At 58.4% G+C, this 25,032-nt stretch carries 22 protein-coding genes; 4 read left to right on the forward strand and 18 right to left on the reverse strand.

The features are described from left to right. Positions 1–91: 91 nt before the first annotated feature. Positions 92–988: a LysR family transcriptional regulator gene (locus DW349_RS09725; RefSeq protein WP_108125437.1), complete on the forward strand. Its 897-nt coding sequence runs from the start codon at positions 92–94 to the stop codon at positions 986–988. Here DW349_RS09725 and rrtA read toward each other — a convergent pair. Continuing rightward, on the reverse strand, positions 969–1,565 hold the full coding sequence (rrtA, locus tag DW349_RS09730) for a rhombosortase (RefSeq protein ID WP_108125438.1): 597 nt from the start codon (positions 1,563–1,565) through the stop codon (positions 969–971). The two genes, DW349_RS09725 and rrtA, sit on opposite strands and share 20 nt — an antisense overlap. 120 nt (positions 1,566–1,685) lie before the next feature. Between rrtA and DW349_RS09735 the strand changes: the two genes are divergently transcribed. Beyond that, a complete protein-coding gene (locus DW349_RS09735; RefSeq protein WP_108125439.1) occupies positions 1,686–2,573 on the forward strand; it encodes a recombination-associated protein RdgC in 888 nt (295 codons plus the stop codon). A 19-nt stretch (positions 2,574–2,592) separates the two neighbouring features. Here DW349_RS09735 and DW349_RS09740 read toward each other — a convergent pair whose 3' ends face one another. From DW349_RS09740 to ccmA, 15 genes are all read right to left on the reverse strand, one after another. Continuing rightward, positions 2,593–3,069, reverse strand: a complete 477-nt coding sequence (locus tag DW349_RS09740; protein ID WP_108125440.1) for a DUF2489 domain-containing protein — start codon at positions 3,067–3,069, stop codon at positions 2,593–2,595. Continuing rightward, positions 3,062–3,418 (reverse strand): YheU family protein, encoded by a 357-nt coding sequence (locus tag DW349_RS09745; RefSeq protein ID WP_157954327.1) that lies wholly within the window; start codon positions 3,416–3,418, stop codon positions 3,062–3,064. The genes DW349_RS09740 and DW349_RS09745 overlap by 8 nt, the downstream gene beginning before the upstream one ends. After that, a complete protein-coding gene (locus DW349_RS09750; RefSeq protein ID WP_306418321.1) occupies positions 3,415–3,855 on the reverse strand; it encodes a hypothetical protein in 441 nt (146 codons plus the stop codon). Before DW349_RS09750 ends, DW349_RS09745 begins: the two co-directional genes overlap by 4 nt. A 50-nt stretch (positions 3,856–3,905) precedes the next feature. Further along, entirely contained in the window at positions 3,906–5,939 is a 2,034-nt protein-coding gene (gene ligA, locus DW349_RS09755; RefSeq protein WP_108125442.1) for an NAD-dependent DNA ligase LigA, read from the reverse strand. Then, positions 5,936–6,937: a cell division protein ZipA gene (gene zipA, locus DW349_RS09760; protein ID WP_108125443.1), complete on the reverse strand. Its 1,002-nt coding sequence runs from the start codon at positions 6,935–6,937 to the stop codon at positions 5,936–5,938. Before zipA ends, ligA begins: the two co-directional genes overlap by 4 nt. 43 nt (positions 6,938–6,980) lie before the next feature. After that, positions 6,981–10,478: a chromosome segregation protein SMC gene (gene smc, locus DW349_RS09765; RefSeq protein ID WP_108125444.1), complete on the reverse strand. Its 3,498-nt coding sequence runs from the start codon at positions 10,476–10,478 to the stop codon at positions 6,981–6,983. A 191-nt stretch (positions 10,479–10,669) separates the two neighbouring features. Then, positions 10,670–11,878 carry a c-type cytochrome biogenesis protein CcmI gene (ccmI, locus tag DW349_RS09770; RefSeq protein WP_108125445.1) on the reverse strand — a complete coding sequence of 403 codons (1,209 nt, stop codon included), beginning with the start codon at positions 11,876–11,878 and terminating at the stop codon, positions 10,670–10,672. Then, positions 11,875–12,357 carry a cytochrome c-type biogenesis protein gene (locus tag DW349_RS09775; protein WP_198650478.1) on the reverse strand — a complete coding sequence of 161 codons (483 nt, stop codon included), beginning with the start codon at positions 12,355–12,357 and terminating at the stop codon, positions 11,875–11,877. Before DW349_RS09775 ends, ccmI begins: the two co-directional genes overlap by 4 nt. Then, the gene (locus tag DW349_RS09780; RefSeq protein ID WP_108125446.1) at positions 12,341–12,874 is read right to left on the reverse strand and encodes a DsbE family thiol:disulfide interchange protein; all 534 of its coding nucleotides are present in this window, start codon (positions 12,872–12,874) and stop codon (positions 12,341–12,343) included. Before DW349_RS09780 ends, DW349_RS09775 begins: the two co-directional genes overlap by 17 nt. After that, entirely contained in the window at positions 12,871–14,835 is a 1,965-nt protein-coding gene (locus DW349_RS09785; RefSeq protein WP_108125447.1) for a heme lyase CcmF/NrfE family subunit, read from the reverse strand. The genes DW349_RS09780 and DW349_RS09785 overlap by 4 nt, the downstream gene beginning before the upstream one ends. 49 nt (positions 14,836–14,884) lie before the next feature. After that, entirely contained in the window at positions 14,885–15,325 is a 441-nt protein-coding gene (gene ccmE / locus DW349_RS09790) for a cytochrome c maturation protein CcmE (protein WP_108125448.1), read from the reverse strand. Next, positions 15,322–15,534 carry a heme exporter protein CcmD gene (gene ccmD, locus DW349_RS09795; RefSeq protein WP_108125449.1) on the reverse strand — a complete coding sequence of 71 codons (213 nt, stop codon included), beginning with the start codon at positions 15,532–15,534 and terminating at the stop codon, positions 15,322–15,324. Before ccmD ends, ccmE begins: the two co-directional genes overlap by 4 nt. Next, positions 15,534–16,325 carry a heme ABC transporter permease CcmC gene (gene ccmC / locus DW349_RS09800; protein WP_108125450.1) on the reverse strand — a complete coding sequence of 264 codons (792 nt, stop codon included), beginning with the start codon at positions 16,323–16,325 and terminating at the stop codon, positions 15,534–15,536. The genes ccmD and ccmC overlap by 1 nt, the downstream gene beginning before the upstream one ends. A gap of 79 nt (positions 16,326–16,404) precedes the next feature. Further along, positions 16,405–17,082, reverse strand: a complete 678-nt coding sequence (ccmB, locus tag DW349_RS09805) for a heme exporter protein CcmB (protein WP_232819313.1) — start codon at positions 17,080–17,082, stop codon at positions 16,405–16,407. After that, a complete protein-coding gene (ccmA, locus tag DW349_RS09810) occupies positions 17,079–17,765 on the reverse strand; it encodes a cytochrome c biogenesis heme-transporting ATPase CcmA (RefSeq protein ID WP_232819314.1) in 687 nt (228 codons plus the stop codon). The genes ccmB and ccmA overlap by 4 nt, the downstream gene beginning before the upstream one ends. Positions 17,766–17,813: 48 nt before the next feature. On the opposite strand from ccmA, the gene DW349_RS09815 reads away from it, so the two are divergent. Further along, a complete protein-coding gene (locus DW349_RS09815) occupies positions 17,814–19,802 on the forward strand; it encodes a hypothetical protein (RefSeq protein WP_108125452.1) in 1,989 nt (662 codons plus the stop codon). Continuing rightward, positions 19,799–20,137, forward strand: coding sequence for an EscU/YscU/HrcU family type III secretion system export apparatus switch protein (locus DW349_RS09820; RefSeq protein ID WP_108125453.1), 339 nt, complete (start codon positions 19,799–19,801; stop codon positions 20,135–20,137). Before DW349_RS09815 ends, DW349_RS09820 begins: the two co-directional genes overlap by 4 nt. Before the next feature lie 27 nt (positions 20,138–20,164). Here the strand turns inward: DW349_RS09820 and DW349_RS09825 are convergent, their stop codons facing one another. Next, a complete protein-coding gene (locus tag DW349_RS09825; RefSeq protein ID WP_157954328.1) occupies positions 20,165–21,115 on the reverse strand; it encodes an alpha/beta fold hydrolase in 951 nt (316 codons plus the stop codon). Next, positions 21,112–25,014, reverse strand: coding sequence for an ATP-dependent RNA helicase HrpA (gene hrpA / locus DW349_RS09830; RefSeq protein ID WP_108125455.1), 3,903 nt, complete (start codon positions 25,012–25,014; stop codon positions 21,112–21,114). Before hrpA ends, DW349_RS09825 begins: the two co-directional genes overlap by 4 nt. Positions 25,015–25,032: the final 18 nt, after the last annotated feature.

Genomic DNA, 25,032 nt, shown 5'->3' on the forward strand with positions numbered 1-25,032 from the left:
CACCAGAATAATACAAATTTATTATTTTTATGTTTTCAATTCCAAACTGGAATACATAACCCTTTCACAGAGCCGGAACGGAGCCTGAATTGTGGATCACCAAAGCCTGGAAGCCTTTCTGGCCGTGGCCGACAGCGGCTCGTTCAGCCGCGCCGCCGAACGCCTGTTTCTGACTCAGCCGGCGATATCCAAGCGCGTTGCCAACCTGGAAAGCAGTCTGGATACCAAATTGTTCGATCGCATCGGCCGGGAAGTCTATTTAACCGAAGCCGGCCGGCTGCTGGTGGAACGCGCCGGGCGCATCCTCGAAGACATCCGCGATGCCCGCCAGGCGATCACCCAAAGCGCCAGCGGCCAGGTTGGGCACATCGCCGTGGCCTCAAGCCATCACATTGGCCTGCATTATTTAGGTCCGATCTTGCGCACCCTGGTCGAACGCCACCCGCAGGCGCAATTGGACTTACGCTTTCTGGAATCCGAACAGACGTTGCAGGCCATTCTCAAACGCGATCTGGAACTGGCGTTCATCACCCTGCCCTCGACGCTGCCGCGCGATTTGATTGAAGAACGCCTGTGGACTGACCAACTGCACTTTGTCGCTACCCACGACCATCCGCTGGCCGCCAAGAAAGGCGCCATCCGGCTGAACGAACTGGTGCATTTCCGCGCCATTCTGCCCGAAGAAAACACCACCACTTTCCGGCTGATTCAGTCGGTTTTTGATCGGCATCATCTGCCGTTAAAGCGCCGGCTGGCGGTGAATTATCTGGAAACCATTGGCGCGCTGGTCAGCAGCGGTCTGGGTTGGAGCCTGTTGCCGGACCGGCTGATCAACGATTCGATGACGATTCTCGATGTGGAACAGGTGCGGCTGGAACGCCATCTGGGCGTGATCCGACACCGCCGGCGCACGCCCAGTCAGGGCGCGCTGGAACTGTTGGCGATTGCCCGGGAAGTGGCAACCGGCGTTAAGGCGCAGGACGTATAAACCGCGGCGCCAGCCATGCGCCCAGTAACGCCAGCCAACCAGCCGTCAGCCCCCAGGCGTGCGATTGCACCGCGATGTTGCCGGATATCCAACCGCTCACCAGCGCACTGCCGTGCGCACCCGGCAGATTTTCCTGGACGACTTTAACCGTCAACACGCCGACCACCGCCCAACGCAGCCACAACGGGTAATACGGCGAGCGCAGCACCGACCACACCAGCCAGCCGTAGAGTAAGCCGGACAAACCGGCGTATTGCCGATAATCGCTGACCAGCAACATCACACTGGCGAACACCCAGACCCAGACCAACGCCAGGGCATCGGCCGTTTTCAATCGCGGCGGTAACACCAGCGCCATCAATACCAATCCCCATTGATTCACCAACCAATGGTTCAGGTTCAGTTGGGCCATCCAGGCGGTAAAAGGCCGCCAGATTTGGCCGGACATCAATTCCGGGCGCCGAAACTCCAACCATTGATTCAACGGCGACAGAGCACCGATCAAAGTCAGCAACGACAGCGACAACAGAAGAATCCAGACCGGGCGGGAACGAAAGGCTGCGATAACGATATTCACGGTTTTCTCGATGGGTACGACGAGACGCCATCTTAGAGGTTTTGCCGCGCGACGCGAACCAGTACACTGCGCGCCCTTCGCATAAAATTTCCGCCGTCACTCGCAACAGGATGCACGCTCATGTGGTTTAAGAATCTTCGTTTGTACCGTCTGACCGACGACTGGACCGTCAACGAGGATCGCCTCAATGAAGCCCTGGCGCAGTTTCCTTTCACAGGTCTGACCGCACTGCAGGAAAGCGCCTTTGGCTGGGTGCCGCCCTTTGCCGACAGCCAACTGCTGTGCGAAAACGTTGGTGGCCGCTTGTTCATGGCCGCGCAGATTCAGGAAAAGTTGTTGCCGTCGAGCGTGCTGAAAGAGCATCTGGACGAAAGAGTAATCGCCATCGAAGAAGCGGAAGGTCGCCGCCCTGGCCGCAAGGAAAAAGAAGCGTTGAAGGAAACGGTTCGCGCCGAATTATTGCCGCGCGCCTTTCATAAAACCCGACGCGTCAGCCTGTGGATCGATCCATCGCGCCATTGGTTGGTATTGAACGCCGCCAGCGAAAAAACCGCCGATGAAGTGACAGCCCACCTGCGCGACGCCATCGGCAGCTTGCCAATCGTTCCGCTGGGCAAGTTGATTGCCGGTGGCGATTTGCTGACCGCCTGGTTCCAGGATCCGTCACGGCGGCCCGAAGGCACCGAACTGTCGGCCGATCTGGAATTGGTGATGGCGCAAGACCCGACGGTAAAAGCGCGCTATCGCAATCTGGATTTGGACGCCCCGGAAATTCGCCACTCACTCGACAGTGGCATGCGCATTAAACAATTGGGTGTGGTGTTGAACGATCAATGCCAGGCGGTGATTGACGACGCCTTCGCACTCAAGCGCCTGAAGTACAGCGACAGTCTGATTGAAACCGGGGACGATTCCGACGACCCGCGCACCGACGCTCTGTTAATGTCCGATACGCTGACCGCCTGGCTCAACGCCCTGGAATCGCAAATCGCTGAACCCGGCGTCTGAGTCAGACGTTGCATCTGAGCTACTGCGTCGCCAAACCGATGCGGCGCAATTGCTCGAAACAGACCAACAATTCCGCCTGATATTCGCTTTCGATGGCTTCGCGCTCGGCGTCTTGCCGGTCGCGTTCCTGACGCGACAACGCCTTACGCGCGCCGTGGGTATCGAAGTGCTGGATTTGTTCGTAAACCGTTTCGAGTACGCGATAAGGTTCGCGTTCGCTGACGGGCAAATTCAACGCATCGACTAACACCTTGCAGCGAATTGTCGCTTCCGACAGGTTCAGATTTTCATCGATCACATTGGCCGACAGGATACGCAAACTGTCGAGCACATAAGCGGTTCGTTCGGCTTCTTTTTGCTGTTGCGCCTGCAGCATTTCGGCCTGTTGGCGTTGCTGCTGCCACACCTGCCGTTGCAGTCGCCAGGCCACTACGGCCAACACGCCAATGATGACGACGGCCAACACACTGAAACCGATCATTAACGCATTACTCATAAGAATCCCATTCGTCGTTTACTTGACTGTCTTGGCCTGAATCGCCGCCTGGATCGTTGCCTGGACCGTTGTCGAACGAACGTTCACTGTCAGTCTCACCATCCTCGAACGCATCCGCTGCCTGTCGTTCGGTTGCCGACAAAGTGCGCGGATCGACCAAGGCCAGACTTTCTTCCTGAGCATTCCAGTACAACACCAGCCGCCCCTGGCTTAGTGCCTGTCGGGCGCGCTCGATAGCCGCGTCCAACGAGCCTTCTTCCAGCCCCCAATCTTCGCCCTGACGCATCAGACACTCGCGAATCACCTGCACCAGGGTGTCGGCTTCAAGCCGCTGCGCGGGAATGATCATACAACGCTCTGGCTCACGGCCATCGGGCTGTCCCAGGCGCATTGCAAACTCAGTTCATCACTCGGGGCGTGGTACGCGCCGTGGCTGGTCCATTGAAAGGTATGGTTGCCGGACAACCGCGTTTCAAGGTGAACCGTCGCCGACGCCCAATACATGCGCTTCAACAACGTTTCGAATTTAGCCAGCCATTGTTCCCAGTGGTATTCGACCGCCTGATACGACGCTGCGAAATGAATCACCTGTGTCTGATACGTGCCTTGCTCCAGTTCTTCGACCGGGATGGCGAACATGCTGGTGGTCAGATGAGGGAAGTCGTCAAAATCGCCGAGGCTGAGAATGGCCTCGCTGTTCACCCGCCGGCTGCGCTGCAGGAAATCGCCGCCTTCAGTGGCAACATCGCGAATCACACCGTAAACGATGCTTTCCTGTTCCAGCATGAAATCTCCTGCCGTGTTATTCGATGGCTTGAATGGAAAGGTTGGACCGACTAATGATCGTCGTGCCACAGACCGTGGCTGCGCAACTGCTCGAGGAAGGCCGCTTCGTCGATCACCTCGATGTCCAGCTCGGTCGCTTTTTTCAGTTTAGAACCCGCGCCCGGCCCTGCCACCACACAAGTGGTTTTAGCCGACACGCTGCCGGCTACTTTGGCACCGAGGCGCTGTAAATAGTCTTTGGCTTCTTCGCGGCTCATGACTTCGAGTTTGCCGGTGACTACCCAGGTCTGGCCGTCGAACGGTCGCTCGCCACCGATTGGTTTCGGGTCGGGCCAGGTCACGCCATGGCTGACCAGCCGTTTGATTTCTTCGACGTTGTTGTCTTCTGCCATAAAGTGCGCGACGTGCGCGGCGACTTTCGGACCGACGTCATCGACTTCCAACAACGCCTCTTCGCTGGCGACCATCAAGGCCTCCAATGTGCCGAAATACTGCGCCAGATTTTCCGCGGTAGTAACACCGACTTCGCGAATACCGAGCGCATAGAGGAATCGTCCGAGCGTTGTTTGCTTGGCCGCTTCAATGGCTGCAATCACATTGGCGGACGACTTTTCGCCCATGCGTTCCAGGCCCATCAACGTTTCGGCCTGTAAATCAAAAATGTCGCTCGGCGTGCTCAGCTTGCCCGCTTCGAGCAAGGCGTCGATCAGTTTTTCGCCCAGACCTTCGATATCCAGCGCGCGGCGCGACACGAAATGTTTGAGCGCTTCCCGACGTTGCGCATCGCAATTCAAACCGCCGGTGCAACGCGCCACCGCTTCGCCTTCGACGCGTTCGACATTGGAACCGCACACCGGGCACTCGCTGGGCATTCGAATCGGTTCGGCGTTCGCCGGCCGTTTGCTGTCGATAACGCGCACCACTTGCGGAATCACATCGCCGGCGCGACGAATCACCACGGTATCGCCGACGCGAACATCCAGGCGTTCGATTTCGTCCATGTTGTGCAGCGTCGCATTACTGACCGTTACGCCACCAACAAACACCGGTTGTAAACGCGCCACCGGCGTCAGCGCGCCGGTTCGACCCACCTGAAAATCGACGCCTTCCAGCACGGTACTTTCTTCCTGCGCCGGGAATTTTCGGGCAATCGCCCAACGCGGCGCCCGCGATACAAAGCCCAGGCGTTGCTGCAAATTCAGTGAATCGACTTTGTAGACGATGCCATCGATTTCGTAATCGAGTTGGTCGCGCCGTTCCAGCATGCGCTGGTAATACGCCTGGCATGCGTCGAGACCCGAGACGACCGTACTTTCTTCATTGATTTTCAAACCCCAGTCGGCCAATCGCGCCAGCGTTTCGCTTTGAGTCGCAGCGAGATTGCCGCCTTCAACCCGACCGACCGAATAGCAACACATTTGCAGCGGACGCTTGGCCGTCAGGCTTGGATCGAGCTGACGCAAACTGCCGGAGGCAGCGTTGCGCGGATTGACGAACACCTTTTCACCGGCGCTTTCGGCGTTTTTATTCATCGCCTCAAAGCCGGCCTTGGTCATGTAGATTTCGCCGCGCACTTCCAACACCGCCGGCCAACCCGAGCCGCGCAGTTCCAGCGGAATGGAACGGATGGTGCGCACGTTAACGGTAATGTCTTCGCCAGTGGTGCCGTCGCCGCGTGTGGCACCGCGTACCAGCCGGCCGTTTTCATACAACAGACTGACGGCGATGCCATCCAGTTTGGGTTCGCAGGCAAAGCGCAGTTCGTCGTTGCTGTTCAGACGGGTTTGCAGACGTTTGTAGAAATCGGCCAGATCGTCATCACTGAAGGCATTGTCGAGCGACAACATCGGCACTTCGTGTGCCACGGTCGCAAAGCCTTCGGCGGGCGCGCCACCAACACGTTGCGTCGGTGATTCCGCAGTTACCCAACCGGGATTTTCTTTCTCGATCTCGCGCAAACGAAGCATCAGCCGATCGTATTCCGCATCCGGAATATCCGACTGGTTCAACACATAATATTGATGATCGTAATCACGAATCCGGCTAATCAGCGATTCGTATTCGGCGCGTAACTCGGCGGTCATTCGTGGGCCTGAATCAATTGAGAACGAGCAAAATTCCGCAAACGTTCACGGTAATGTTCAACGCGTTGCGGCGTCACCGTGCTGTGATTTTCATCGAGCATATCGGCATTGAGATGCTGCGCTAAAAATTGCGCCATCTCGACCATGTGATCGAACGACGTCATCAGGTCAGCGCGTTGTGGCAATTGCATAAACAAGGTTACGCCCGGCGTCGTCAATTCCGCCATAGCATCGGGATCGAGCGTGCCCGGTTGCACGCAATTGGCGAGGCTGAATTCCAACTGCCCCTGGCCATTGCGGTAATGAAAAATATCCATCGGGCCAAAACGCAAACCGGCGCGCAGCAACAATTCCAGCAATTCACTGCCGGCCAGGGTTTCACCTTCGGTCGCCATCACATGGATGATGACCAATTCTTCAACCGGGCGCTCGTCGGGCGGCTCTTGCGGTAACGGTTCATCTGCGGCACTGAAGGCTGGTTCGTCCCAGTCGTCAGACAAAGGTGCGTCTTCTGCTACGTCGTCTGCGTCTTCCAGCGCGGAATCCACGGCGACATCGTCGTTCGTTGTGGCGTCGTCTTCGAACGCGTCGCTTTCCAGATCGTCGTCTTCATCGTCAACAGCCGCTGATGCGAAAAAACTGGGTTCGGGTTCTGCGGCCTCGGCCACCGGCGCGTCAAAATCCAGCGTTTGTTGATCGACATGCACATCGGGCTCAGCCGGCGCCGCCGACGCTTCGTCATCCACCGGATCCATCAGCATGGGCACGCGTTCGCGCAAATTCAGGCGGGTATTGAGATCGGTTTGATCGCGGTTATCCATCGGTCGGACCCGGGCACCGCCATTGGGAAGTTCGCGAGCGATTTCCGCTTTCTTGCGGATTTCATCCGGGTCTTCGTAATCGTCGGCGTAGCGACCTTTTTTGCGCATCCGGCGCAGGCCGTCCCAAAGAATCAGGGCGATCAGCACCACGCCGATGATGACCAGAATTTCGCGCATGCTGCCCTCCTGTTAAATCGATAAAACGGAAACGTTGCTCGCCTTAGATGGCTGCCAGCTCAGCAGCCTCTTCGACGTTGACCGATACCAACCGGGACACGCCCGGCTCATTCATGGTGACGCCCATCAATTGATGCGCCATCTCCATGGCAATCTTGTTGTGCGTAATGTAGATGAACTGGACATGTTCCGACATGGCTTCCACCAGGCGTGCATAGCGACCGACGTTGGCGTCATCCAAGGGCGCATCCACTTCGTCCAACATACAAAACGGCGCCGGGTTCAGACGGAAAATTGAGAACACCAATGCAATCGCCGTCAGCGCTTTTTCCCCACCGGACAACAAATGAATGGTGGTGTTTCGTTTGCCCGGTGGCCGCGCCATGATCGCCACGCCAGTGTCGAGTAAATCATCGCCGGTCAGTTCCAGATAAGCATGACCACCGCCGAACACTTTCGGGAAAAGGTCCTGTAAACCCTGGTTCACCCGGTCAAACGTATCTTTGAAACGGGTGCGGGTTTCGCGATCAATTTTACGGATGGCGTTTTCCAGAGTTTCCAACGCCCGTTGCAAATCCTGATCCTGATCATCCAGGTAGCGCTTGCGCTCGCTTTGCGTCTGGTACTCTTCGATGGCCGCCAGGTTGATCGGGCCAAGCCGCTGAATGCGTGCGGCCAATCGTTCCAGCGCTTCTTCCCAGGCGGTTTCGGTGGCGTCGTCGGGCAAATTGCCCAGCACTGTTTGCAGATCGAATTGCTGTTCCGCCAATTGTTCGGCCAGCGTTGCCCGACGGGTAATTTGTGTCTGGGCGTTCATCTTCTGCTGTTCCATTTCCGAACGCACATTCATCGCTTGTTGTTCGGTTGCCGCGCGCGCTTGTTCCAACTCGCGCATCTTGGCGTCGGCGGCGTCCATCACCGAACGTTTTTCGTTCAGTGCACCTTCGAGTTCCATCTGCGCTTCGAGCTTTTGTTCCAGCTCTTCTTTCAGTTCGTCCGATGGATCTTCGCGTTCACTGAGTTGTTCTTTGAGTCGGGTCAGGCGCTCTTGCGCGCGAGCTTTCTGCTGGCTCGCACGTTCCAACGACGCCTGCAACGAACGCACTTCGGTGGACAGCGTTTGTTGCTTCAATTGCAGTTGATGTTCGGCGTCACGCAGTGCCCGTACTTCATCGCGTTTTTCATCAACGCTGATGCGAAATTCTTCGCGTTCGCCCAACAGCGCTTCGCGTTCATCGACGTCTTCTTCCATGGCGTCGAGCGACTGCTGCAATTCTTCGCGCGACATCGACAGACTTTCGCGCTCTTCAGTCATCTGCGCTTCGACTTCCTGAATGTCGAGCGACAACCGTTCACGGCGTTCACGCAGTTGTTCCACCTGCACCTGACGACCGCTCAATTCCGACTTGGCTTCGGCCAGTTGCCGGCTCAATTGCTGGTTGTCGCGTTGCAGTTGTTCGCGTTCTTCTTCGATGGATTTTTGCTGCATCAGCGCAACGTTGAGGCTGACTTCCAGGTCTTCTTCCACCGCTTCCAGTTCGTCGATGGTATCGATCAGGCCATCGCGTTCCTGTTGCTGGCTGAGCAGACCATCGGCCGCGCCTTCGCCGCGACGCACGCGCAACCAGGATGGACCCACCCAGATGCCATCGCGGGTGATCAGGCTTTGATGCGGTTGCAAACTGCTGCGTCTTGCCAAGGCATCGTCGAGCGAGTCGGCCAATTGCACCGGCGCCAGCCAGTTCGACAAGTCGCGATCGCAGCGTACTTTGGAGGCCAGGCTGTCGCCGCTGGCGGCAGTCATCGCCGGGCCGCTGACCAGGGTCAGCGTGCCATCTTTGAAGCGACTGATGGCGTCGCCCATGCCATCGACAGACTCGACGCACACCGCCTGCAACCGATCACCCAACACCGCTTCCACGGCCGCTTCCCAACCGGGTTCAACGTCCACGTTTTGCGCCAGACGCACGGCTTCGCGCAATTGATGGCTGGCCAGCCAATCCTGTACGCCCTGGCTTTCATCGCCGAGTGCGGCTTTGATCAGGGCATCGAGCGTTGCTTTACGCGCTTGTTTTTGCTGCAACTGTTGACGGGTATCGTCGTAGCGTTGACGTTTTTGTTCGGCGTCTTCGCGGGTGCGTTGCAGGCGTTCGGACAGATCGTCCAGCTGGCTATGAAAGGCTTCGGCGCGCTGTTCCAGGTCTTCGGTTTGTTCGAGCAGCGCAGCGAGATTTTCTGCTTCCGGATCGGCGCTCAATTGATCGCACTCGCGGTACAGATTTTCCTGACGACGATGCAGTTGTTCGATCACACGTTCCAAATGCTGAATGCGTGATTGCGCCACTTCAGCCTGGCGTTTCGGGCCTTGGGCGTTCTGGTTAAAGGCGTCCCACTTGGTTTGCCATTCCTGCTGGCGCTGTTCCATCGCCGCTAATTCTTCGCTGGCGCGCGCGACTTTTTCAGCCGCTGCTTCCAATTCCGGCGCCAGCATTTCCAGCGTTTCCTGGCTTTCTTCTACACGGTCAGCGTCGGCCTGAGATTCCTGACCAGCTTCATGCAGTTGACGCTCGGCGTCCTGAATATCGGTGACCAGTTGCTGACTTTGTTCGCGCCGATGCTGCATGGTTTGTTCAAACCGCGCGACTTCGTTGCCCAACTGGTAATAGCGCGCCTGCACTTCGTTAAAGGCTTCGGTGGCGTCGTGATGGGTTTCGCGCAGTGCTTCAATTTCCGCGTCGATGCGCCGCTGTTCGGCAACAAAACTTTCGTAACGGGTTTCGAATTCGGAAATTTTCAGTTCCTGCTGACCGACTTCTTCGTCCAGTCGCTTCCAGCGCAGTGCCGACAATTGCGCACGCGTGGCGCGTTCTTCGGCTTTGTATTCTTTGTATTTTTCCGCCGACTGCGCCTGGCGATGCAGATGCTGCAACTGGCGTTCGAGTTCGTCGCGAATGTCGGTCAAGCGTTCCAGGTTTTCGCGCGTGCGACGCATGCGGTTTTCGGTTTCGCGGCGACGTTCTTTGTAGCGCGAAATGCCGGCGGCTTCTTCGATGGTGTTGCGCAGATCTTCCGGTTTGGCTTCGATCAGGCGCGAGATCATGCCCTGCTCGATGATGGCGTAAGAACGCGGACCGAGGCCGGTGCCGAGAAACAAATCGGTGACGTCTTTGCGTCGGCACTTGGTGCCGTTGAGAAAGTAAGCCGATTGGCCGTCACGGGTGACGCGGCGGCGAATGGAGATTTCGTTAAAGCCGGCGTATTGGCCTTGCAGGCTGTGATCGGAATTATCGAACACCAGTTCGACCGAACACTGGCCGACTGGTTTGCGTGCGTTGGAACCGTTGAAAATCACATCGGTCATCGACTCGCCACGCAAATGCTTGGCGGACGATTCCCCCATCACCCAACGCACGGCGTCGATGGTGTTCGACTTGCCGCAACCATTGGGACCAACGATGGCCGACAGGTTGGTCGGAAAGGGAATGGTGGTCGGATCGACAAAGGATTTGAACCCGGCCATCTTGATGCTTTTCAGTCGCATAGCGTCCTGCCAGTCCCGGCGAAGGCCACCCGTAATGAACCGGGTTGGCCTGTAGGCATGAGTTGGAACATGAGTTAGGAAGAGTTCCGCCGATTCTAGCTGTATTCGGCGGTGGTTGAAACCGCCGCGTCAGCCCATTTCTGGAACCAGATCAACGACTTAGGGCAGCCCCAAAAACCGCTTACGGCAACCTAAGGCTGACGCAATTGCAGACGTAATTGTTGCTGGGCTTTCTCGCTTAAATCGACCCGTTGCGGCTCGGCAGTCCAGTCGCCCGGCGCGCTTTGCGCAACGCCAGAGAACGACACCCGGGCACTGACTTCGACTTCACTCTGGCCGGCCAGCCCGCCGTTCGCGGTCATGGCATCGGCATCGCTGAGTGTCAGCCGCATGGTTTGAGCGGTCACCGGTACGCGCTTGGCGACCAGCGGCATGCGCTCACCCGGACGCCGCGCGTAGACAAACAACGCGGCTTCGTCGGGCAAACCTTCCCAGGCGCTTGGCAATTGAATGTCCAACTGCAATCGGGCCTGCTGCTCCGGCTGATAGTCGATGCCCTGCTCGGCCAACGCCAGTTGAGCGCGACGAATGAATTCATCGATCAGGCGGGTATCGGCATCGGCACTGGTGAGATTTTTCAGCCGCTGCCAATAGTCGATGGAGCGACGGTACTGGCCGTTTTCAAACGTCAGCCGACCGGCAAACCCCAGCGCCAGGTTGTTTTGGGCGTCAAACTGCAATGCCTCCTCAAACCGCGCCAAGGCTGCGTCCGGTTGCTCTTGCGCCCACAGCGACTGGCCGAGATACGACAGTATCGTGGCTTCGTCTTCGGCGTTACGGCCGCCGTCGCGCAGCAGGCGCAAAACACGTTCCAGGTTCGGCTGAGCGTCGGCGTAACGGCCGAGTTCCATTTGCATGTTGGCTAAGCGGAACCAGCCTTGCAGATCGTCGGGGTGACGCTGCAACAGCGCCTGATAACCATCCAGGGTGGCATCCAGTTCCGCCTGAGTCGGCTGCTCGCTGGTCGCCAGTTCAACAAAGCCGCGCCGCACTTCAACGGCATCGGACGCGCCCCATTGTTGATACAGCAGCCAGGACGCCGCGCCGATAATCACTAAAGCCGCTAACGCCAGCGGCCAGGGCAACGGCCGGCGGTCTTCACCGCGCGCCTCTTTACGGGTGTCGTCCAGCAAGGCGCGTTCGGTTTCGGCTTTGAATTGCTGATAGTCGGCCAAGTCCAACTGGCCTTGGCGGAAGTCGTCTTCCAGTTGCGTCAGACGCTCACGGTGAATGGCAATCGACTCGCTGACCGAATCACGGGCACGACTGGAACGGCCGGTGCGCACCGCCAGCAGCACAAACAGCCAGGCGGTCAGAATCATTAATACAAAGACCATCATGATTCGTCCGACTCCCGTTGCAGCAGTTCATTCAGGCGTTGTCGCTCAGCAGCGCTGATCGGTGCCGCGGGTTGACTGGCCGAGCGTCGGGCCAGCCACAGTACAACCAGCGCGCCGGTCAACAAACCCGCGCCCGGAATCAACCAGAGCCAGACGGTGCCCCAGGTAACGCGGGGTTTGTAGGTTACGAATTCGGAATAGCGCTCGATCATGTAATCGATGATCTGGGCATCGCTGTAGCCTTGATGCAGCAGTTCGTAGGTTTTGTCGCGCATATCGGCAGCGATGGGGGCGTTGGAACCGGCGATGTTCTGGTTCTGACATTTGGGGCAACGCAGTTCCCAGATCAGTTGTTCGTAGCGATCGCGCAGTGCGTCGTTGTCGAAATAGCGTTGTTCCTGTTCGGCCGAGGCGGTAAGCGCCGCGCCGATCAGGACCAGCACCAGCAGTTCGCGCAAGGGCTTAATGAAGCGAGTCATACACGGCCTTCAGTTCGTCGTGCCACAGGGCGCTGTCGATCGGGCCCTGGAAGCGATAGCGAATGACACCCTGGGCGTCGATAAAAAACGTTTCCGGCGCGCCGGTCACACCCAACTCGAAGCCGAGGTCGCCGTTGGGATCGAACAGGTCGATCTCGTAGGGGTTGGCATAGTCGTTCAGCCAGGCCTGCGCCAGCTCGCGCTCGTCTTTGTAGTTCACGCCGATGATGCGCACGCCTTCCTGCGCCAGGCTGTTCAGATACGGATGCTCCCACTTGCACGACGGACACCAGGTCGCCCAGATGTTGAGCAAAAACGGTTCGCCGAGCAGATCGTCAGCGCTCAGCATATCGCGGCTGTCCTGCACCGTGCTGAGTCGAAACGCTGGCATGGTTTCGCCTTCCAGCGCCGACGGCATTTCGCTGGGGTCAACACCCGACAGCAAGGCGTAACCGAACAATCCCGCCAGCAACAACACCAGACTCAACGGCAAAAACAGAACCCACTTGCGGCTCATGAACGACCTCCGTTGCTTGTTCGACGGCCGCTGCGATAACGACGATCAAACAGCGTCAACACCCCGCCAGCGGCCATGAACAGCGCACCCAACCATATCCAGCGGACAAAGGGTTTGACTTGCAGACGCACCGCCCAGACCTGGTGGTCATCGTCCAGTGGCTCCGCCAGAGAGGCATAGATGTCGCGGAACAAGCCGGCATCAATGCCGGCTTCAGTCATGGTGTTGCGCTGCACGTTGTAGAAGCGTTTTTCCGGATGCAGATCGGCAATTTCGCGGTCGTTGCGCAGTACGGTGATAACGCCCAGATCGGAGCGATAATTCGGTCCGCGAACGTCTTCAATACCATCAAAGCGGAAGTGGTAATCGCCCATTTCAACGGTGTCGCCGGCTGCCATACGGAAGTCGCGCGCGACATCGAAATTGGATACCAGCACCACCCCGACCACGCTGATCGCCACGCCCAAATGCGCCAGCCACATACCCCAGAAAGACGCTCCAGCGCGACGCAAGGCCTGCCAGGGTTTTGAAGCGTTGCGGGTGCGGTCCAGCAGCAAACGAACCAGCCCAGCCAACAACCAGAACACCAACGCCAATCCCAACCAGACCCGCCAATTAAAGGAAGCGGTCAGCAACGGCGGCAGAATCAACGCCAGGACAATCGCGACCGGCAAGCCGATTTTCAGCAGCGCACGCAGGTCTGCCCCCGGGTGCCGTTTCCAGCGCAACAACTGACCCACCGCCAGCAGCGACAACAGGAACACCATGAAGAAATTGAACATGCCGTTGAAATACGGCGCGCCAACCGAAAGCTTGCGCCAACCAAAGGCATCGAACAGCAGCGGGAACAGCGTGCCGAGCAACACCATAAAGGCGATCACCACCAGAATGATGTTGTTGAACAGCAGGAACGATTCACGCGACAGCGGGCCATGCTCACCCGACACACGAATCTGGCCGGCACGCAGCGCGTACAGCAACAGCGAGCCGCCAATGGTCAGCAGCAAAATCAGCAGAATGAACAGGCCGCGCTCGGGGTCGGTGGCAAACGCATGAACCGAAGTCAAAACGCCGGAACGAACCAGGAAGGTGCCGAGCAAGCTGAAGGAAAACGCCAGAATCGCCAACAGCAACGTCCAGGATTTGAACAGGTTGCGCTTTTCGCTGACGGCCTGTGAATGAATCAATGCGGTGCCGACCAACCAGGGCATGAAAGATGCGTTTTCCACTGGGTCCCAGAACCACCAGCCGCCCCAGCCCAATTCGTAATAAGCCCACCAACTGCCCAAGGCGATGCCCAATGTCAGAAACGCCCAGGCCAGATTGGTCCAGGGGCGTGCCCAACGCGACCAGCCGGCATCAAACCGACCGGTAATCAAAGCTGCGATGGCAAAAGCGAACGCCACCGAAAAGCCGACATAGCCCATGTACAGCGTCGGTGGATGGACGATCAGACCAAAATCCTGCAATAGGGGGTTCAAATCGCCACCGTCGCCCGGCGGGATGGGCAACAGTCGATCAAACGGATTCGAGGTGATCAGCAGGAACAGCAGAAAGGCCAGTGAGATCATGCCCATCACTGCCAGAACAGCGCTTTTCAGTTCTTGAGACAACGCACCGGAGAACAGACTGACGGCCGTGGCCCAACCACCGAGCATCAATACCCAGAGCAGCATCGACCCTTCGTGATTGCCCCAGGTGGCGGAAAATTTATAGAACCAGGGCAATTGGCCGTTGGAATTCTCGGCGACGATGCGCACGGAAAAATCGTCGGCAAGAAAGCAGGCCACTAAGATGGCAAACGCCGTTGCCAGGAAAAACGCCATGCCCCAGGTCAGAGCGGTGGCTGACCGCTGAAACCCACCGTGTCCGCTGAGCACACCGTACAGTGGCAAGGTAGACAGGCCAGTAGCCAGCAGCAGCGCCAGGATCAGCGCAAAATGTCCGTACTCCGGTAACATAGCGACTCTTTTTCAGTGCGTGATAAATGCGTCTGTCATTGCCAGAACGTCAATAGACGTTGGCGCTTTCTGCCCGTTTCAGGGCATCGGAAACTTCCGGCGGCATGTAGGTCTCATCGTGCTTGGCGAGCACTTCGGACGCCTCGAATTGACCGTTCTGAGCCAGTCGGCCGATGGCCACCACGCCGTCACCTTCGCGGAACAAATCCGGCAGAATGCCGACGTAATTCACCCGCACGTCTTCGACAAAATCGGTGACCACAAAACTGACGTGTAACGAATCGCCGTCGCGCTGCACCGAGCCTTCTTTAACCATGCCACCGGCACGGATATCACGATCATGCGGTGCTTCGCCGCGTGCGATGTCAGACGGCGAATAGAAGAAATTCATGTTCTGGCCGAGCGCAAACAGCACCAGGAGTACGGCCACGGCGACACCGGAGGTCGCCAGTAAAATCAGGATTAAACGTTGTTTGCGTTTCGGGTTCATCGAGGCGCGGCTCCAGGCTGGGAAGTCGATTGCGTGGCTTGTTCGCGACGCTGGCGCCGCTGATGTTCGGCGATCAAGCGACGCTGCAGCAGCCGTGGGCTGATCTGGTTGTAAAGTATGACCGCGGCGGCAAAACCGTACGCAGTCCAGACGTAGAAGCCGTGACGCCCCATCGCCAGAAAATCGGCCAGGCTATCGAACGCAAACATCAGGCTTGGCCTCCCAGACGGTCCATTTCATCACGCGCCCACTGGGTGCGACGTTCCCGTTGCAAAATTTCCACCCGAGTGCGTATCAACGCCCAACTGACGGCGGCCAGATAGAAACCCAGAATCGACAGCAAAAACGGAATCAGCATGCTGATGTGCATCGGCGGCGCTTCGGTGAACTTCAGAGTGGCGGGCTGATGCAGGGTATTCCACCAGTCCACCGAAAACTTGATGATCGGCAAATTCACAACGCCGACCAACGCCAGAATGGCGGCGGCTTTGTCGCCACTTTCCGGGCGCTCCATGGCGTTGTGCAACGCCCACAAACCCAAATACAGCAACAGCAGCACCAGCATGGACGTCAACCGGGCATCCCAAACCCACCAGGCACCCCAGGTCGGTTTGCCCCAAATGGCACCGGTCACCAAGGCCAGAAACGCCATGCTGGCGCCAATCGGTACGCTTTGTTTGGCGAGATAAAAAGCCAGCTTGATGCGCCACACCAGGCCGATCAAACCCAGAACGGCGATGGCGGCGTAGATGGCTTGCGACAGGAAAGCGGAAGGTACATGAATAAAAATGATGCGGTAGCTGTTGCCCTGTAGCCGTTCAATCGGAGCGATAGCCAGCCCCCAGGTCAACGCAACAACCAAAATCAGCAGCGCCAGCCAACCGGTCCAGGCGCTCAACGGGCGACTCAGGTTGTAGAACCATTTCGGCGAGGTCCATTTGTGGAACCACCGCACCAGGCCTTGCCAGAGCGTGCTTTGCCAATTCGAGCTTTGCGACATCCTGAGTACAACTCCAACCAGGCACGGCCACCCGGCTTCACAGTGATTATGTCCCGACGTAAACGAGTCGCCGGAATCGTTATTCTTCGACGGCAATGCGCAAGGCAGCGACCGTCGCCAACGGTGCCAAAGCCAGCGCCACCAACGCCATGGCCGCCAGCAACGCCAACGGACCAAGCCAGGGCTGGCCGCTTGCCGCCGCCTGAACAACGGCGGTGCCGAAAATCAGCACCGGCACAAACAGCGGCATGATCAACAAGGTCAACAACAACCCGCCCTGCCGCAAGCCCACGGTCAGGGCTGCACCGATGCCGCCGACCAGACTGAGCGTCAAGGTGCCCAGCGCCAGGCTCAACATCAACAACGGCATGGCGTCGGGCGACAACGCTAACATCAGTCCCAGCAAAGGCGACATCAGCGTTAACGGCAAGCCGGTAACCAACCAATGCGCCCATGCCTTTGCCAGCACCAGCAAGGTCGGCGGACTGGCGGCCAATAACAATTGCTCCAGCGAACCGTCTTCCTGGTCGCTGCGAAACATCAAATCCAGCGATAACAGATTCGCCAACAGCGCAGCCACCCAGAGCACTCCGGCGGCCATGGTCGCTAGGCGATCCAGATCGGGTGTAACGCCGAGCGGAAACAGCGCCACCACAATCAGAAAAAACAACGGCGGGTTGGCCAGATCGGCGCGCCGACGATACGCCAGTTGCAGTTCGCGTTGCAAAACCCGGCGAAAAACTCGACGTAACGTCACTCCGGACTCCCCAACACCAGCGTGCGGACACCATCACCATCCATTCCATGGTGGCTGGTCATCAGCACAGCGCCGCCCTCGGCGGCAAATTGTTGAATACGATGTTTGAGCAGACCGACGGCGGCATCATCGAGTGCAGTCAGAGGTTCGTCCAGCACCCAGGCGGCGATGGTGGGTGTGTTCAAAAACAACGTCGCCAAGGCGACTCGTCGTTGCTGACCGGCGGACAATTGCCGGCTGGGAAGCTCTTCATAACCGCGCAAACCGACGCTTTCCAACGCTCGCCAAAGATCAGTCTCATTCGGCTCCAGGCCGCGCAGTGCAAGGCCGTAGCGCAAATTTTCCAGCGGCGATTGTAGCAACGTGACCCCTGGCCTATGGCCGATATACCAAATCTTTTCATTGGCTTTTTGGCGGCCATCAAACCAGCGAATCTGCCCTTCTACGGACTGCCCGAGACCGACCAGCGAGCGCAATAAAGTGGTCTTGCCGCTGCCGTTCGGACCGGTCAAATGCAGGATGTCGCCCGGCATCAAATCGAAGCTCAATTGTTCAAACAATAGGCGATCGTCGCGTTCACATCGCAACGCTTGTGCCGTCAACACTGGGGTCATATCGATCCCGCCGAAAAATGTGGCGCGATTATAGCGGTTTGACCGCAGTGCCTGAACCTTTAGCCGCACCCCTCCTGGCCGCTACACTGGAGAGAGATTTTTTCGAGGATTGGCCCCATGGCGGGGATTGATCGCAGTGACAGCATTCGCCGGCCGGTCGACAGCACCTTGTCGACCCGTACCGCGCATCGCGGCGGCGAAGGTTTGCTGCAACCGCAGGCAGATGTCATCGCCCAGTTGCGGCAATCGGCACCGGCGATAGCGGTGGTCGTCGAACAACACAATCTGGGTTCACCCACCAAGCCTTTGTTCGAATTGCTGCTGTCGATGAACGAACAATGGGTCAAGGTGCAATCGAACAAGCCATTTCAGCCAGGCACCGTGCTGTTGGTCGAAGCGACCCGCGATGATCAGATTCGGGTGCTGCCCAAACCGGAGCCCGCCCAACTCAACCGCATGATGCAGGCGTCGCTGCAATTCTGGCAGGCGCACACCTTGCCAAAAGTTCACCCGACGGAACTGCCTACCCTGCCGCCGCTTGAATCGCGGCAACAACTTGCAACGCAACAACCGGAACTGAAACCGCTGCTTGATTGGCTGGGTCAAAAACCGGCGCTGAATGCTCAGACGGTCGCCAACTGGCTGCGTGATTTTCTGCCGCTGGCGACGCCCCAGCGGCAATCGGTGTTTGGTACCATGGTGCCGGCCGCAACTGCGCCAGCCTTGCCAATACCAACCATTCCTGAGGGCGACTTGCCGCGCAGCGACCCGGTCGTTTCACCCAAACCGGCTCCGACTCAAACCAGCGCACCATCGGCTACCGCAACAACAACACCGGTTACACAACTGTTGCCGCTGCTCAATGCCATCCGCACGTCCCTGCCCGTTCAGCAACACACACCGATTCAGTGGGTGCCGGTGCAGCAGCAACCAACCGGACAGTGGCAGTTGTGGCAACCGACGCAACACTCAGCGCCAACCAACCTGATCGCCAGCCAAGCCGCTTTGCAACAGCTGACACCGGCTGCGACGCCAACCGAGTTGCCCAAGCTGACGGCTCCGGTCATGTTGATCAGCAGCACCCTCTCCGCAAACCAACAATCTGCACCGTTGCCACTGCAATTGATCGATGTTCAACAGCTGCAACAACCGCAACGATTTGCCACACCGCTGGCTATCTCGCCGGAAACCCGGCCAGTGCTACACGCCGCCCTGTCGGCTTTGCAGCCACAGCTGGCTCTGCCGCGTTGGCCGTTGCCGGCCAGCCTGGATGTTCTGGCCGCACTTAGCGGGAGCTTAACCACCGCTGGCGGCAGTCAACAGCCGCCTCTGGCTGGCAATAACACCAACTGGCAATCCCTGCCCGGCCGCCTGGAACCTTCCGGTCGTGTGCCATTGGAAATTCGACTGGCGCAGTGGCTGGTGCTGATCGACGACCGCATTCGCCAAAACCCGGCGAGCCTGCAACAAAGCCTGGCGCAACGCGCTCAACATCTGCTGCGTGGCAACGACCTTAACTACGGACTCGACAGACCGCTGCCGCCTCCGCCGTTGCCACAGATACACAACAGCCACACCGCACATCAGCAAAGCGCGGCCGAACTGCAACCCTTGGTGCAATTGCGTCATTGGCTGGAAGCGGTGCAAGGCAAAACGCAAAACAATGCCATTCAACAGACTTTGAGTGCCTTGACCCAGAGCGGCGATGCTGCACCCAACCCGGTGGTGCAGCAACTGAGTATTCCACTGGTTTGGATGGGGCCTTCAGCCTGGGCCAATTTGGAATGGTGGCAAGAACAGGCCAGCGAAGAAGAGACAGCATCTTCCGGTCGTAGCAAGCGGTTGTGGCGGTTTCGGCTGTTTTTTGAACTGGAGCCATTAGCGCCGTTGTGCGCCGATTTAATCTGGGAGCCGAAACACACCGAAGTGACATTCTGGTCGGAAGACCGCAGCACGCTGGCCTTCCTCAATAGCCAGATCAGCACACTGGAGCAATGGACAGAAGGTTTGGGCGAACGTCAGTTACACACCCGTCATGGCATGCCGCGCAAGAAAAGCACCCCAGAACCCGATGCGTTTAAACCCTTGGTGGACGTTCACACATGAGTGATCAAGATCGAAAAGCCGATACCGCAGCCGCTGCCCTGACCTACAGCGGCAAACGCACGCCCATCGTCTCGGCGCTCGGGGTAAATGAACAGGCGGAAGAAATTCTGCGGTTGGCGCGCGAATACAAGGTGCCGGTGTATCAGGACGAAGACCTGGTGCACATCCTGAATCAACTCGATATCGGTCAGGCCATACCGCCGGACCTGTACGAATGGGTGGCGCGTATTCTGGCCTTTGCGTTTTTTCTCAGGGATAAAGTGCCGGAAGGATTTTCGCCGACCGCAACGCGCTCGGCGTATCAGAAAGTGCGCGATGCGTACGGCGAAGATTAGGCCCCGGAACGGGGCCAGCGGAATGACTCAGACAGAAGCCAGATGGCGCGCCGGGGCTTCGTCGGTATCAATCTGGCGCAGCCGTTCATTCAGCCAATCCAGAATGACCGGGAAGTGATCCACCCAGGCATCGTCGTGTTGCAGCATCGACAGCGGCCCGTAGTTGCGCAGGTTGCCGTCGCGTTTGCCCAATACCAGCAAACGGCCATTGTGAGTGCCCAGTTCGCGCATGAATTCACGCACATCGGCCAGATTGTCGGCGTAGCCGCCTTTACGACGCGCCAGGTACAGGCTCGGCGGCCAGTCCAATTGTTCCGCTGCGGCGGAGTAATCGAAACTGTCGGTTCCCGGCCCACGCCATTCGCCTTCACTCCAAACCTGGGCATCGTGGAACAACTGCAGCGATTCGGCATTCATTGACTTGCTGAACCAGTGCAGCGGCACTTCGCCTTTCAGCACGCCCAGCAACGGCAACAGCCGCTGCCAGACAAAGGTGTCCCAGCCACCGTGAGACACACCACCAAGCTCGGTGCTGCGCCGGGTGCCCAAATGCACCATGCCCGCCACCTGCGGACGCATGGCCGAAATGCGCGCGTAGGCAGACGCCAATAACACCCCGCCAAAACCCTGGCCGACCAGAAACACCGGCTTGCCGTTGGCAATGCGGCGCGCTTCGGCGGCGATGCGCGGCAAATCCTCACGGATCATGACGCCGGCTCCGTGGTTCAGCTGGCGGCTGCGATGCGGCCAACTCTGCCCCTGGCCGATCAAATCCGGCACCAGGCAGGTGTAACCCATTTCGGAGAGATAGTTGGCCAGACCATGGCCGTCTTGCAGAAACACATCGCCCTGGTTGCCCAGGCCGTGCACCATCACCACAACCGCTGTCGATTGCTCCGGCGCCAATTGACGTACGAAGAGGTGGCCCCCTCCAACCGTCGGTACCTTCAACCTTTCTTCATGAACACTTTGTTTCATGCTGCGACTACCTGCTGCCATTGCTTGTCCAGACGCTTGGCCGAGATGGGAAATCTGGTTCCCAAGGTCTGGGCAAAAAGTGAAACCCGATATTCTTCCAACATCCAGCGGAACTCTGTCAGGGTTTCGCTGGGAATTTGCTGCTGTCGCCAGGCGTCGGCCTTGGCTTGGTAAAGCTGCCAGAAGTTGGCTAACTCATCTACCAACAGGTTCTCATTTCCTGGGATACCGCCGGATCGGTTCAACCGCCGATCGGCCGCATCCAGATACCGCGGCAACTCGCTGCGCCATGCGGCCGGTGTCTGGCTGACAAAGCCCGGATACACCAAGCGGTCAAGCTGCGCCGCGACGTCCGAATAAATAAACGCCGTGGCAAACGACACCTTGCCCTTGAGCTGTTTGCGCACCTGATGGTGCTTTTGCAACACCTCGTGCACCAGTCTGGCCAGGCGCTCACCCACTTCGACCAAACTGCCCCGCCCGGTTTCCAGCCATTGATCGAAGGCCGCTTTGCTGCGCGGTAAGTCGTCGCTTAACGCCTCGCCCAACGCCGCCCAGAGTATATCCGCTTTGAGCCGTTCTGCCTGACCATAAGGTGCGAACAGTAAGGCGCTTTGCTGAAACGCTGGCAACCGCTTGGCGAGGAAATCCAGCGTCGATGCCAGGCGGAAACTCGCCAAGCGCAAACAACCTTGGCGATGTTGCAACAAAGCCCAATCCGGATGGGTAAAACGCTCTACCGCCACCGCATTCACTTTATCGACCAGGGCCGGATAGACCGCTACCTGTATTCCGGCCTGCATGGAATGTTCCACGTCCGGCAAATCGCCCAGCAGCCAGTCAGTCATGTGGCCGGCTGTGGCATCCGACTCGGTTTGAGTCGGCTTCGGTTTTGCCGTCGAACGCGCTGAGCCAGCATTGGCGGGTTCGATCAAGGCCGACACATCACGGCCACTGGCGATGGTTTTACCGTCTTCATCGACCACCCGGAAGCGCATCTGCAGATGCGGCTCCAGTTGATCCAGACGCCATTCGTTTTCCGGTACCCGAATGCCGGTCATACGGAACAGTCGTTCGCCAACGGCTTTGTGCAGCGGCGTGTCGCTTTGTTCCAGACTGTCGAGCAAGGCGTCGGCAAAGTCCGGTACCGGCACAAAATTGCGCCGATAAGCCTTGGGCAGAGCTTTCAACAAGGCAATGATTTTGTCGCGCCGCAACCCTGGCACCAGCCAATCCAGCCGCGCCACGGGCAATTGGGCAACGGCACCGGCCGGTACTGTCAACGTCACGCCGTCAGCTTCATGGCCCGGCTCGAAGCGGTAGCTCAACGGCAGTTTCATGCGCTCGACTTGCAGAAAATCCGGGTACTGGGTGTCGGTTACGCTATCAGCGCCGTGTTGCATCAATTTGTCAGGCGTTAACGTCAGATCGACATCCGGGTGCTTCTTCAACCAGGCGTGAAAGCCGGCGCTGTTAACGATGTCGTCCGGGATGCGTTCGTCGTAAAACGCGACCAGGGTTTCATCGTCAACCAGGATGTCGCGACGGCGGGCTTTGTTTTCCAGCCCCAGTACATCGCCGATCAAAGCGCGGTTGTGTTGAAAGAACGCTGCCTTGGTTTGGAATTCGCCCTCCACCAGCGCCGAACGAATAAAGATGGCGCGCGACTGTTCCGGATCGATGCTGCCAAAATGCACGCTGCGCTGACTGACGATGGGCAGGCCGTACAGCGTCAGGGTTTCTTTGGCGACCACTTCGCCACGCTTTTTCTCCCAATGCGGATCGCTGTATTGCCGCTTGACCAAATGCTCGGCCAACGGCTCCAGCCAGCGCGGTTCGATACGGGCAACGGTACGCGCGAACAACTGTGTCGTTTCCACCAATTCGGCCGCCACCAGCCACTTCGGACCACGCCGCGACAGCGCACTGGACGGATGGATGCGGCATTGCCGACCGCGCGCTGCGGTGTACTGACGCTCTTCTTTAAAGGCGGCAATCTGGCTCAACAAACCGGACGCCAACGCCTTGTGAATCGACTCATAACCGGCCGGTTCCACGTTGGCCTTGTAGCCAAGATCGCGGCACAGCAACGTCAGTTGGCGGTGAATATCGCGCCATTCGCGCATGCGCAGATAATTCAAAAACTGCTGTTTGCAGAACTTGCGCAATTGGCTCTGGCTCAGTGCCTGACGCTGTTCTTCATAGCGCTGCCACAGGTTCCACAACGCCAGAAAATCGGAATCCTTGTCTTTGTCCTGAGCGTGCTTTTCGGCAGCGGCCTGTTGTTTGTCCTGCGGTCGTTCGCGCGGATCGGGCAGCGACAGCGCGCTGGCGATCACCAGCACTTCGGTCAGCGCTTTCTGGCGATTGGCCTCAATCACCATGCGGCCCAGACGCGGGTCGACCGGCAAACGCGCCAGCTCTTTGCCCAAAGGCGTCAACCGGCCGTTATTAGTGACCGCCGCCAGTTCGCTCAGCAGCGTATAGCCGTCGCGGATTTGCCGGCTGTCGGGCGCTTCGAGAAAGGGGAAGTCTTCCACCTGCCCCAGCCGCATGTGCAGCATTTGCAGAATGACCGAGGCCAGATTGGTGCGCAGGATTTCCGGATCGGTGAATTCGGCCCGCTGCTTAAAATCGGCTTCATCAAACAGCCGGATGCACACCCCGGGCGCGATCCGCCCGCAACGACCGGCGCGCTGGTTGGCCGACGCCTGCGACACCGGCTCAATCGGCAAACGTTGCACCTTGGAGCGCGTCGAATAGCGGCTGATACGCACCAGCCCGGAATCGACCACGTAGTGAATGCCGGGCACCGTCAGCGAGGTTTCGGCGACGTTGGTCGATAACACAATGCGCCGCCCGGAATGCTCGCTGAAAATGCGTTGCTGTTCACTGGCGCTGAGCCGGGCGTACAACGGCAACAGTTCCGTGTGGCGCAGTTGCGCCCGTTTCAGCGTCTGGAAGGTTTCGCGAATTTCCCGCTCGCCGGGCAAAAACACCAGCACATCGCCGCCGCGCGCGTGGGTTTCACCGGCCGCTTCCAGGCGTTCAATTTCTTCGATGGCGTTGAGCACGGCACCGGGTATATCGGCCGCGTAATCCTCTTCGTCCGGACTCATCGGCCGGTACAGTACCTCGACCGGGAACGTCCGCCCGGAGACTTCGATCACCGGTGCGCCGTCAAAGTGGCTGGCAAAGCGCTCCACATCGATGGTGGCCGAGGTGATGATCAGTTTCAGATCGGGTCGTTGCGGCAGCAGCCGCTTCAGATAACCGAGCAGAAAATCAATGTTCAGACTGCGTTCGTGCGCTTCATCGATGATCAGGGTGTCGTAACGATTCAGGTAAGGATCGTGCTGAATTTCGTTGAGCAGAATGCCGTCGGTCATCAGTTTGATCAGGGTGTCGTCGGCGGTGGCGTCGGTAAACCGCACCTGATAACCGACCGCCTGCCCCAGACTGACGTTCAATTCCTCGGCCAACCGGCCGGCCACCGAACGCGCCGCCAGACGCCGCGGCTGAGTGTGACCAATCTGGCCGGCCCGGCCCAAACCCGCCTGCAGGCAGATTTTCGGCAGCTGCGTGGTTTTGCCCGAGCCGGTTTCACCGGCAACAATCACCACCTGATTCGCTTCGATGGCAGCGCGAATGTCGTCAGCGCGTTCGCTGACCGGCAGTTCGTCGTTGAGGTGAATGGTTGGCAGGCTGGCTTCGCGCTGGTCTAAGCCGGCGCGGGATCGTTCAAACACCTCGGTGACGGCCGTGGCTAACTTTTCCGTCGGCTGGTTTGCCGACAGCAACTGTTGCCACTGCTGGCAACGACCGCGCAGATAGTGGCGGTCGCGAACCAGACAGCGGTCAAGTTGTTGCAGAATGGCGGAGGGCGTTAAATCGCTCATGCAGTCGTTTCGAGTGCC

The sequence above is a fragment of the Saccharospirillum mangrovi genome (assembly GCF_003367315.1).
Classification (GTDB): domain Bacteria; phylum Pseudomonadota; class Gammaproteobacteria; order Pseudomonadales; family Natronospirillaceae; genus Saccharospirillum; species Saccharospirillum mangrovi.